Raw genomic sequence first — 12,686 nt, forward strand, 5'->3', positions numbered from 1 at the left:
GTTTTTGTGGCGAAAAATAGCAAACCTAATCGGTATTGGATAACGTCTTTTTCACACTGATAGGTAATTTTCTTATTAGTTGATTTTAATCGGAAAATTAATCTGTCAGTCAGTTTATTAAAGTTAGCTGTTATTGAAAATAAGTTAATTTTAATAAACTGGGTATAGCTATTATCTCTACCATACCCGAGTTTGCGTTGTCTAATGAATGTTGCGAAATTGTGATAAGGGTCGCGTTAAATTTTTTACTCACAATGAATTAATAATTAGGGAACAGAAGCCCCTAATTATTAGTTTTCTTATTTTATGACTTCCCTTTCCATGTGAAGTCAGTTTCTATCGGGGTTTTAGAATTTATAAATTTCAGAGTTGTATCAATTTTTCCACTCCCGCTGTGATTTGTATAGCATTGTTGTTTAATTGTATAGCGTTTGAGTTGTTTTAGCTGGTCATCAGTGTGTTTGTATTCGCCATTTGAATTTGGTGAGTATATTGTTGGATAAGTAATACCATCACTATTACCATCGCTAGGACTAAAGCTGTTATGGCCTGTATATTTATTCTTGGCTATCTTATTATCGACAGATATTTGTTGCAATAGTGTTTTACCTTTATGGTAAAGGTCTATTTTTACCTTAGGAAAAATAATCGCAAATCGGTTATTAGCAAATATATCGCCAGGTACTACACAATTAGTTTCTGAAGGTAAACCAGGTTTATTGATAAAATATTTAGTGGTTGTAGATACCGTTATCTTTCCTATTTCATCGGGTTTAGTGCCTGTAACAGATACAGATTTATGCTCTTTCCTTGGTATATTAAAACCGGAGTCGCTTTCTGCAATTAATTCAATTTCAAGGTTTTTCCCTATGTAGTCTTTATTTGCTTTTAATTCTGTTACTATCATTTTATCCAAGGATGAAGTTGAATAACGGTCTACTTCTTTACCATTTATTTTAAATAAAATAGTTGCTTTTTGGGCTTTATCAAACTCAGTTTTACTGTTACTGCTCCATGAAACTTTTACGTTATCATCTGTATACACGGGAGCCCATTTACCTGCATCAATATCAGTATTACCGTTATTACCATAACTAACATTATTTATGGTAACATTAGGTTGAGTATAAACTTTTGCGACATATGACCCACTACTTTCTTCAAAGTAATCATTTGATTTAAGCCTCATGGTTAAACGAGATTCGCCTTGCCCCAAGCTATTTATATGGCCTTGAGGGGTTAATTTAATTGCATTCAGATTTCCTGACTCCCAAACGATATCAGCGTGATTTGGGATTGGTTTCTTTGTCTTTAATTTCTGAGAACTTGTGTTGTTATAAGCGATTTTCTGGATATTACTTTCGAATTCTATATTGAAGCGAGTTTTTCCTAATTGATAAGGTACAGTTTTACTGTCAGCTTTAAATTGATCTGTTTCTACTGATTTAATCGTAATTGTGGCAGTTTTTGGACTTGGTTTCTTCTGAGTAATTGCACCACTGTTTTCATCAATAGTTGCAATATTCGTATCGTCAATTGAGAATTTAATTATCGGTTTAGTGCTGTTTGTATCAGGATTATTAAAGACGGCTTGAGCCTGTTTATCACCAATATCACCCCATGTTGCATTAAGCGCACTCTGAGGTATATGTAATTGTGGATCAGCTCGGTCAATATTTAATTTATAACTCGCTGCTGCTGAATTATAAACCCCGTTGCCTTGAATACGGGCAGTGATTTTTACAATACCCGCTTTATGTAATTTCACCTTACCGTCATTACCAACAGATGCTACGCTAGTATTGCTACTTTCCCATACAGGAACTGCACCACGAGGTAAGCCATCCACAGTCATTTGCTCATCATAAGATTTTGAGGAATATACTGTGTTTTTATCTTGGTTTTTAAAGCTCAATACTGGATTCGCTGCTCCTGATTTTACGGTTAATGTTTTAAGTGGTTTTCCATCAACCTTAGCCGTCAGGGTGTAAGTGCCTTGTTTGTTTGAAGTCGCTGTCGTTTGGTATGAGCCATCTTTATTATCAATCAATGGCTGTTTGATAATAAAGTTAGGATTATTACTTTCGATAGTGACATTTGCACCTTTAATTGGATTACCAAAGTCATCTTCCGCCTTGACAATAAGAGTCATTGTCTCCGTATTATCAGCACCGATTTCCATTTTATCGCTGGCTAAAGTGGAGTTTGCTGGATTGATATCCCCTTGTACCACAGTGACTGTTTTGGCTTGAAGCTCCTTGCCTTTGGTTAGAGCGGCGGTCATAACTAGCTCACCAATGGTATTGCTAGTCACTTTTACTTTGGCAATACCTGATGTATCAGTGATCGTGGCTAAATCATATTTTTCTGCCTTACCTTCAAGATGCCAAGCCACCGTGATCTTTGGCAGAACATTGTCAAATTCATCAACGACTGTTGCAAAGTAGGTAACACCTGTTGGATCACCGGCTTTTAAGATGTCATTATCAACTTTAACTTGGCTGATTTTCCAGAGTGTAGCATTCCCTTGTACGGTAATATTTTCTTTATCTGATAATGAGTTACCTGATACTTGGACCGATATTTCAGCTTTAGCGATTTTTTTCGATGTGACTTCCATAGTATAAACGCCACGCGAACTCTCTGTTACTGAGCCAATCGTAACATCAGTGTTGTTGCTTTTTGCGGTGACTTCTTTTGCAAAACCATGCAGTAAGTTGCCATATTGGTCTTTGAGGGTCACGGTGAGTGTGGTTGTTTCTCCCGCATTGATGGTTGATTTGGCTAGTCTGACGGTTGATTTTTTTACATCAATTGCAGATTGCGTAAAGGGTACAGAGGTTTCAATCCCTTTAAAACTCGGGTTTGAACCCAAGCTGACTGTGACTTTAGCATCACCGACCGTTTCTCGTGTAACTACGATACTGCTTTCACCGTGTGAATTGGTCAGGGTTTGGTTGCTTCCTTTTATGATTGTGCCATCGTTGGTACTCCAGAAAATCACTTCACCTGCTTTTAATGAATTGTGGTATTTATCTTCTAATTCAACAGAGTAGGTCACATTTTTCCCAACAGTTGCCGATGCTGGAGTGGCTCCGATTTTTCCTTTTATCTGCGCAGTTTTGCTTTCAGGTTGGATAACTAGAGTCGGTTTTTCATCAATCTCTTGGCTGTTAATATGCAGGGTTAATTGGGTTGTTTGTGCTTTGGTTGCACTAAGTATAGCTTCATAAGTTCCTAATTTTATTTCTCTGAAGGCAGACTTCAATGTTATTAAGTTAGCTGGATCAGAAAGTTGAATTTTGCTGGCTAAGTTACCTAACGGATTACCTTGCTCATCTTTTGCTGCTACTGTTAGTTTAGTTTCCCCAGAGCCTGCATTGATGATGCCAGAAAAAAGGTTAACGGTGGATTTACGTTTAGATATTGCACCAACAGTAAAGGTAATTGTGTCTTTACTCTCTACTTCATTATCACCTAAAAGTACTTTGACTTTCCCTGTACCTGCTTGAGTGCTTTTTATTTTAACAATCGCAGTTCCTCGGTTATCGGTTTTGCTGATTAATTGCTCTGGTTTTCCAATATCAGAACGCCAGCCAATAGCGACTCCCTGACCTGCATTGTGATGACTTGCGTCTATAACCTGTGCAGTGACTTCTATTGTAGAAATTCCATCAGCATTGGTACTTAGCTTATTAAAATCTATTTTACTGATATGGTAGGTAGAGCTATCGGCAACGAAACCAATCTCAGCCTGTTTTTGTACTGTTTTTGATTGTGCGGTAATGGTATGAATATCAATAGCATCTCCTGTTATACTTGCTTGATATATACCGGCACTCAGTTCTTTCTGATCAGAAAATTTAACTTTTTTATTTAATGAACTCCAAGTAACAACTTGACCAGTCACTGGGTTATCCCATTTATCCAACAATGTTAATGTTGCAATAGCTTTGGCGTTGTTATTTGCAGTAATCGTGCTTGGTTCCATCGTCAGCAGGCTGCGTTTTTCATCCGCTGCAATTGCTTTAAAGATAATTTTCTGCTGACTTTCTTTGCCAGTATGTAGTTTTGCGGTAACGGTGGTTTCACCCGCCTGCGTACCGTGCAAGATAACGAATGTTTCACCTTTTTCATTGGTTGTGGTGATATTGGTACTGAGTTCATTTTTATCATGGAACCAAGTAACAGGCATATTTTTTAATATATGGCCTTTGCCATCTTTAACGATCGCGGTTAATGTTACTCCGCTACTTTCGCCTAAATTACTGACAGTCACTGGTGTGCTAACTTTTTGTAATTCAACAGTTGCTGTTTTGCTATCCGCAATTGACTTGATAGTACTTGTGATTGGTGTTTCTTTATTAATATTTGCTGAAATAGTTATTACGTCAGAAATATTGCTAGTCGTGAGCATACTTTCAACATAACCATTTTGATCTGATTGAGATATTTCGGGGGACATTTTATTTCCAGTACCTGCTTGGAAATGGACATCGATACCTTTCAGAGGGTTATTGTTTGCATCGGTAACTTGCGTTCTTATAGCAACTTTATCTGCATCATTAGCGATGATAGTCGCAGGTAATGTATTAAATGATGAAAGTTGTGCAGTAGATTTATCTGCAATAAAAGTGACGGCTGTTGCTGGCTTCTTTTGACCTGCTAAGTGCCCGGTAACAGTGACATTTGTTGCTTTATAGCTGGTGACTGAGACGGTTAAAAAGCCATTTTTATCGGTTTTATAACCTGTGTTATGAAATTGCACATCTCGATTATTTTGATCTGAAGACCAATCAATAGTGGCATTTTCAATAGGGTTTCCTTGGTCATCTTTCACATAGGCTTCAAAGATGATCTCTGCTTTACCATCAGCAATAGCGTTATTGTTTCTAGCTTGTAAGGTGGTTATTTGCGAGTTAGTGACATTGGCGATGAATGTGGTGGTTTTGTTCGCTATCTTACCGTTGATTTTTGCTGAGACAGTCACTGTTTCTGCTTTTGTATTGGTTAATTCGACTGTGGCAGTACCATCTTTTGCTGTCTTAGCCGTCGTCGTTTTATCCGTTTTACTGCCAACAAATTTACCGCCAGTTGTCATGAATTCAATATCCATGTTAGGCAGAATATTACCTTTGAGATCCGTTACTTTTGCGGTAATCGTTTTTGGTGTTTTACCATCAGCAAATGTGTTTTTATTAGGAATGTCCAAATCAGATGCCGCTATTGTTGCGGTAGTTTTATCCGCAATAAAGTTGAGTTTGGTATCTTGCTTAACTGCCGTGCCATCAACTGTGGCGGTAATGACATTTTCACCTGCTAGAGTACTTGCTACGGTAATACTCGCTTGACCATTGTCATCTGTTTTATTGCTTGATCCACTGAGTGTGGTTACTTTGTTTTGATTTGATTGCCAAGTCATCGCCATGTTTTTTAATGGATTACTATTGGCATCGACTAAAATCGCAGTAACCGTAAATTTTGCTTTACCATCAGCAAGTTGTGGTGTTGATGGCGAAGTTTGCAATGGTTGCTTAAACTGCACGCTATTTTTATTACTGGTAAAAGTCACTGATTTATCAAAACGTTTAGCCCCCACTATCGCAGTGACTAAAGTTTTACCAGCGGCTGTATTGGTCAATGATGATTTCGCAATACCTTTACCGTCTGTTTTAACCGTTTTCTCGGTCAATTTACCATTATCACTGTCAAAATTGACGGTAAAGCTAGGAACTGGGTTGTTATTGGCATCGGTGATAATGGTTGCGATATTTATTGCTTCGAAACCATTAGCAATGGCTGTATTTGGGGTAATTTTAAAATCAGTAGAATTGATTTTTGCTGTTGTTTGATCAGCGATAAAGGTTAAAGGGACGGTTTGTTTAACTGAGCCGCCATAATTAATTGTTAACGTTGTTTCGCCCGCAGCGGTGCTGGTGATTGGAAGAAAAATCTCACCTTGCTCATTGGTTTCGAGATGTTTTGCTACTTTTGCGGGTTTAGCGATTTCAAATTTAACAGGATGTGCAATGAGTGGGTATCCAAGAGCATCAATCACTTTAAATTTTAATTGATTTTCCGCTAATCCATTCGCTGTAGTGCCATTTTTAATCAGTTTGAGTTCACTTAAATGTGCAGTTTGGCTATCAGCAGTCAAGGTTACATTGATTGATGTGAGTAATATGTCACGTACAACAGGGGTCAAGGTGATGGATTCTGGTTTGGTACCTGAAGTAATGGTGGCACTGTATTGCCCTGTAGAAACACGGGTAAACTCAGAAACTTTAACAGGCGGATTTTCAGTTGCTGAAGAGGTTTTTTTCATCGCAGCACGAATGCGTTGCGGTGTTGCTGACGTGGTTCTTAAACTAATTTCATTGGCAGCAACATCAACCAGTTGATTGTTTCTATCTTTAATCGTGATGGTAATTTTTTGTTGTGCTTTGCCATTGGCAGCTAAGGTAAAGTTGTTGGGCGAAACGTGACTATTACCTGCAAAAATGGCGGCCTGATTTACAGTGACTTGAACGGTGGTATTCGCTGAACGGTTACCTTGTTTATCAATGGCAACTGCATTAATAATATAGCTATTAGTTGCTTGCTTTCCGACTTGATAGTCAGGTAGCTTAACGCGATATTGACCTTTTTTATTATCAATCAGTTGGCCATTCGCTGCGATCAGCTGCGGTGCAGACCACTCAATACGATCTAAACCATACTTACTATTTACTGTAAAGGTTAACGGTTTTTCTTCACCTGCATAGCCGGTGATCGGGCTACTGACAGATAAGTTGATCACTTCTTTTTTACGATATTCGAGCACAATATTATTATTGCGATCGACAAAATCGTAGCGGCTGCCTTGTAATGTACGTAATGCAGCAACATTATCAGGATTGATTTGTTGTTGCCATGCGGTGCCTAACTGGTAATTGAGCTGTAAACCAATTTTCGAGTCGCGCTCATCTGATGTACCACGGCGTCGCTCTGCATTAATGGTCAGTAATGGGAAGGGGGTGTAGCTAAGGCCAACAGTGAGTGCCTGTGGATCAGTTCGGCGTTTATCTGAACCAAATAATCCGACTTCATCGCCATAGTATTGTTCATAGCTGAGTTTTGCGCCGACATGAGGGTAACTCGGTAACCAAGCTTCACTGCGAATATCCCAACCATTAGCCGCACGCTCTTGATAATCCTCTAAGTCTTTAGAATCTTTCCAATTAGATAAACGATGATAGCTGTTAGCGGCTAATTTCAGATAGTCACGGCGATATTCAATACCAAGCCCCATGCGTGAATGGCTGCGTGATAAATCATAATCAAGGAAACTGTTTGCACCTAACATATAATCAGGTTGGAACCAGCGCATACCTAAGCCAAGGTTAGTTTGCGCTCGTCCATCAGTACGGTGCAGACTACCTTGAGTAAACAGTAACTTATCTTTCTTATCATACAGTGGTATTAACAAGTCGACTTGGCTATTTTGTAGCGCAAAGCTTTCATCGACATCTAATTGAATGCGTGAATTACCAACATGGCTAAACCATTGCTGTAAATAGCTGTTGGCTGTCGCACTTGCCATACCACGCGCAAGCGCTGATGCACTGTCTTTGCTTGGATTGTTCGATAAAAACTGACCTGCCTGTGAGGCAAAGTTAGCAATATTTTGCTCTTGGTTATTTTGTGATTTTTCAGGTTTAGTTTCAGTATGCCATTCGATGGTTGGTAGAGCAGCCATGGGCACATCTAATTCATCGCCTGCTTGTAGGTTATCAAAGCCATGTGCAAAGGTGCGAAATTGATTGAGTTTGCGTAAAGCATCGATACTCATATTATATTTTTTGGCGACAGAAAGGGTGTTTTCACCTTCGGTTAAAGTATAAATTTGTGTTTGTCTGTCGATTAATGCATTTTCTTTTGCTAAAAAACGGATATTATCTTGTTGGCTGCTTGAGATAATAGGGGTAAATACTGATGCGATAGGGAAACTTGCTTGGATCGCAATATTTAACCACGCAACTAATTTAAGGCGTTTAGGAAATGTTGCTGGTATTTCAGTTTTCATTGAATCACTCCGAAGAAAACATAATTAGTTTGAATGGAAAAAGACATAGTGGTGCTATAGCTCGCTAATTTATATTCAAGCGAGCGATGGTTGGGTCATTAATATTTTATTTAATGACACTTGGATGTGTATTAATGAATAATGGTACTACTTTATCTTATGATGTATTTATGACTAATCAGGATTTATTATGAATTCAGATATTGTCTATTCATTTTTTGGATGATATCCATTTTGTTATTATCTTAGGGTCTTCTTTTAATGTGTTTTTATTATGCTTACAGTAATAAATAGAGTTTCAGGAAATATAAATCAGTTTGAAATCACAGTAAGTATGACTTTATCAGATGCTTTCTCGGGTAGCGGGGTAATTTCACTGCTCATCATAATGAGTTGATTGCTTTTTTCTACTCGAGTACTGATACCCCATTGTCCTTTATGATAGAGACTTTTAGGTATTGCCATTTTAAACTCAGCGGTTCGGCTGGCGTTTTTAGTGGTAAATTGATAATTGAGGCTATCAGGCTTTGTGTTTTCTTCTATTAACAAAGGTGTAATAGACAGTGTGACCGTTGCCTCACTAGGAATATCCATTGTTTTAGCATAGATATGTCCTTCTAATTGCATGAAATTATTTTTATTTTTTTGTTCAATAAAATTTTTTGAACAACCTGAAATAGATATTGCTAGTATTAATAAGCATAGCGACAGTATTATTTTTTTGCTTTTTATAAATGCAATCATTGTTGTGCTCTTTATTATTTACAATACAGTTCTGCCAAAGAATTTATGAATAAAGCATTTAATGTATGTATAAATACTTCTGTTCTCATTCATTGTAAGAATGTTATTTGCTTCTGATTTAGTCCCAGTGTAAAGAATTCCAATTCGTGGAAGTGTCATAATCAGATTCTCATCCAATTCCACTTTCTTAAATGATAATCTTAGTTGCCTAACTAATTTATAATAACTACTTTCGGTCACAATAGTTCCGCGACTTTCCCATATTTCATACATGACCTCTCTCTTACTTATTGTTTTATCTAATAATAATCTTAATAGACAAGACTCGTTCTCTGAAAGATTGATCGTTCTTTTACCGCGAGACAGCGTGCGTTTAAATGGGTCATAAACAACATGATCAGATAGGATAAATATTTTTTTTGGTTCAATTTTGTCATTGCTATTCATAATATTTCCCATAAATATATTTCCTATCGGCAATTAATTATATACATCCTAACCTTCAGGGTAGTGTTGTTCAATATAAAAAAACGACACACTATAAGATATTTATAAAAAAAAGACGATTTTTAATAAAATAATCTTAACTATCTGGTATGGGGTAATTTAAAACCTTTTTCTGATCTATATATATCAATTTAATATAGTTATTTTTTATATTTTTAATGGTAGTATTAATTATAGACTTAACTTAATTAAAAAAGTTAAGTCTATAATTTTTGGTCGAGGATTTTTAGATAATGGTGAGTAATGAGAAATGAAGTTTAATGCAGCTTAGTAAAAATTGATTTCTTCTTCTTCATCATCACCATCAATTTTAATACTGTTTATATAGTCACTCATTTGATTCACGAACGGTTGATTCATCAGATTTACTGCCGATACTCGGTAGAATGCTTGCTCGAATGTCTTTTTCAAAGAGGCTTGATTATCAAATGCATCTGGGTTTTTGAGTGTTTGCATCACACCAGCAATAAAGTTTTCTTTCTCTTTTAATGTAGAGTTCGTCAATTTTTTATAAAGCATTAAAAAATTAGCTGTACGGTATTGCGGATTTGGATTATTTAAATCTTCACTGATTTTTAACTGAGAGAGGAATTGGTTAATTTCTTGCTGTTCTGCATCTGTGAGATCAATATAAATGGTACTTTTAGGCCTATTTTGCTTTGTTTCAGCCGATTTTGCAGACCATGCATTACTCACTTTATCTACAATATTATTGCTCGTATTATTTGCGGGGGCATTGGCTTCTAGCATCGATTTCAAGTGATTAGTTGCTAGTGTTGTTATCATCTTTTCCTCCTATACCACATAGATTGACCATGTCTTGATAAGCCGCTTTTCTTTCGGCCAATACTTGGCAGCGACTCTGAATTGACAGCATTTGAGTTAATACGTGTTGGGCGGCAATTGAGGGTGAAAAATAAACAATTTCATTATTGGCTTCTATGGCGATTTCTCCATCTAGGCTAGGAGAAATCGTAATATGCGAGTTTTTCTGCTGACACTGTTTATCGAATGTATCGGGCAAATAGAGTATGACTTGGTTTGTGTCAGGCTGCTGCTCAATAAAATGGTCGGTAACGATCTGTTGCAAACGAGGATCACTGAAAAATGTCATCAGTTGTTGTTTTAGGTCTTCTTGGCTCTGCTTCCACTTTTCTTGGTAGCGTATTTCGCTGAGCTCAATACTTTCAATCATATTCGACAGTAATTGTTTTAATCCATCATGATAACCCTGCTGATAAGCTAGATGACGAATATGTTCTATTTCACTGTGAGCTTGCTCAACTTGTGCTGAAGCTTGCTTTTGAGCTTGTTTTTCGATGCGTTTTGCATAGCGAAATGCACTCATTGCATGATGTTTAATCAACACTTTCTCAACAGCGGTTTGTTGGATATTGGGCTGCATTTTTTCTGGCATAGTGGCACGTTTCTTCAATAATATTCCAAGGTAACAGGGTTCTGAATGATGATGGAATGAGCTGCAATGTTTCGATACTAAACATATATTTTAATCGGTTGCTATACACATCGCCGAAAGGAGCCATATAGGCTAAAAGCTGTTCAGCACCAAGGGCAAGTAGGGTTTGTGGTGTTGACATCGTTGAATTACTGATTTGCCAAAGAGGATTACTAAATTGTTGGCGCAAATCTGCATAGCGACTCAATTCGCCCCACCAAGGTAGCGGCCCTGCATCCAGTATTACCCCAAGACCCAGTGCAACTTGGGGAAGAAGATCCCATTGGTTGGCAAAACTACTTGGTAATAATGGCGTATGGCTATCTGGCCAAAGTAAAGGATACTGCTTGATTAATCGCTGGTTGTGTATTTTCTTTAGCGCAGCAGGTAATTCATGATAATAAATTTGGCTATATTCAGAATGAAAATAGCTTCCTGGCGCTAAGAAAATATCCGCTTGCAAAAGAGGATGAGGGTTATTTTGCTGAGTCATCCGCTTTTACCTCGATCGTAGCTATGTCCTGTGTCTTATTTTCAGTTTTTAGCGATTTTTGGCGACGCCAAAGTAATATTGATAAGCTAATGATACTTACCCCAGCAGCAGCAATGATGGCAATCCAAATTGGGTTAAGCGAGTTTTCTGGTTGCTGGCGAACTTGATGCTGTAGAGGAGGACGGCTAACGACTACAACAGAAACATTGTCATAACTGGTTTCAGCAAAACTACTTGTCAGGAACAATTTAATTTTGTTCATCATCAGTTTTGGATCTTCATTACCTGCGTAAGTAACTAAACTGGATATTTTTTGGACTTGCTTAGTGGGTTTATTGCCATTTAATGGATAGCTAACATGCACACGTGCGTTAACCACATCAGGAATGGTCAATAATGATTGCTCTAGCCTCTGTTCAATCAGTGAAAGTAGTCGCGTTCTTTCGGCTTGTGGTGAGGCGACCAAAGAATCGCCAGGAAAGGCTTGAATAATTTCAATCGGCTCCTTTGATGGCAAGTTGTATTGGCGCAGTAAATCAACAGCAAGTACGAAATCTTGCGGTGAAACCTTGATTGAATCTCCTTGCTTCGTATCTTGTTTACGTGATGCCTCAACACCATGCTCTTGCAGTACTGCGAGCACTTCATTACTTTGGCGCTGACTTAGATGACTCAGTAATAATTGGTTATCGCAGCCGACTAATAAACCAATAAATCCAATCAATAGCAGTTTTTTAAATTTATTCATGGCTTATTGAGCTTTTAACAATGTATCAAGGGCACCGGTGGTTTTATGAGTCAATGTTGAAACAAGGTTCAGCCCTAAGCTGTATTGAGCGATGGCATTCTGCATTTGCATCACTTCCATCGGATTACTGACATCCATGGCATTTGCTTGTTGAAACAGCCCTTCTTTTGTCTGTTTTGTTTCCACCGTATATTGGGCAAACAGTGATTTGACTCTGTCTTCAAGAGATTGTGTGGAGCTACTTTCAGGGAGATTATCCAAAAGTGTCGGCATAGAAAAAGCAGCATTAATCGGTTGCATAAGCATGGGTTCCTAAAAAGGGTAGAGCATCAATAAATCAATGCTCTATTGATAAATTACACGTTACGAATAATCGCTGACGCAGTATCTTTAATTGATTTCATTAAGTTACTTTGTAGCTGTCTTGCCATGTTGTAGTTACCACTGGCAGCAGTAATTCGAGCCAATACCAGAGGGTTATCTACCTCAAGTTTATTGCCTTTCTCGTCTTCACCTTTAGTTAATTTAGCCAATAGATCACCAAGCTCTTTTGCTCTTTTGCTGACACCAGCACTACTGCGATACATCATGCCGATTTCGTTGGTTGAATCAACGGGGGTTGGACCTGCGGGAGTTTCTAATGTCGAAACATCAAATGTTATGTCTGCCATAT

Annotated in this window: 9 protein-coding genes; all 9 read right to left on the reverse strand. The window is 37.7% G+C overall.

What is annotated here, in order from left to right; genetic code table 11:
• Positions 1–304 precede the first annotated feature (304 nt).
• Positions 305–8,065, reverse strand: coding sequence for an Ig-like domain-containing protein (locus tag AC3Z9T_RS19335; RefSeq protein WP_490127718.1), 7,761 nt, complete (start codon positions 8,063–8,065; stop codon positions 305–307).
• 312 nt (positions 8,066–8,377) lie between these two features.
• The gene (locus tag AC3Z9T_RS19340; RefSeq protein WP_490127719.1) at positions 8,378–8,809 is read right to left on the reverse strand and encodes a YbaY family lipoprotein; all 432 of its coding nucleotides are present in this window, start codon (positions 8,807–8,809) and stop codon (positions 8,378–8,380) included.
• Positions 8,810–8,827: 18 nt separating this feature from the next.
• Positions 8,828–9,256 carry a winged helix-turn-helix domain-containing protein gene (locus tag AC3Z9T_RS19345; protein ID WP_490127720.1) on the reverse strand — a complete coding sequence of 143 codons (429 nt, stop codon included), beginning with the start codon at positions 9,254–9,256 and terminating at the stop codon, positions 8,828–8,830.
• Between the two features lie 327 nt (positions 9,257–9,583).
• Positions 9,584–10,102 (reverse strand): hypothetical protein, encoded by a 519-nt coding sequence (locus AC3Z9T_RS19350; RefSeq protein WP_490127721.1) that lies wholly within the window; start codon positions 10,100–10,102, stop codon positions 9,584–9,586.
• Complete coding sequence (locus AC3Z9T_RS19355) at positions 10,080–10,751, reverse strand: hypothetical protein (RefSeq protein ID WP_490127722.1); 672 nt, start codon at positions 10,749–10,751, stop codon at positions 10,080–10,082. The genes AC3Z9T_RS19350 and AC3Z9T_RS19355 overlap by 23 nt, the downstream gene beginning before the upstream one ends.
• A complete protein-coding gene (locus tag AC3Z9T_RS19360) occupies positions 10,690–11,265 on the reverse strand; it encodes a hypothetical protein (protein ID WP_490127723.1) in 576 nt (191 codons plus the stop codon). Before AC3Z9T_RS19360 ends, AC3Z9T_RS19355 begins: the two co-directional genes overlap by 62 nt.
• Entirely contained in the window at positions 11,249–12,013 is a 765-nt protein-coding gene (gene sctJ / locus AC3Z9T_RS19365) for a type III secretion system inner membrane ring lipoprotein SctJ (protein ID WP_490127724.1), read from the reverse strand. The genes AC3Z9T_RS19360 and sctJ overlap by 17 nt, the downstream gene beginning before the upstream one ends.
• A gap of 3 nt (positions 12,014–12,016) precedes the next feature.
• Complete coding sequence (sctI, locus tag AC3Z9T_RS19370) at positions 12,017–12,313, reverse strand: type III secretion system inner rod subunit SctI (RefSeq protein ID WP_490127725.1); 297 nt, start codon at positions 12,311–12,313, stop codon at positions 12,017–12,019.
• A 56-nt stretch (positions 12,314–12,369) separates the two neighbouring features.
• Positions 12,370–12,684, reverse strand: a complete 315-nt coding sequence (locus tag AC3Z9T_RS19375) for an EscF/YscF/HrpA family type III secretion system needle major subunit (RefSeq protein ID WP_490127726.1) — start codon at positions 12,682–12,684, stop codon at positions 12,370–12,372.
• Positions 12,685–12,686 lie beyond the last annotated feature (2 nt).

It is taken from the genome of Providencia sp. 6390, from assembly GCF_058148425.1.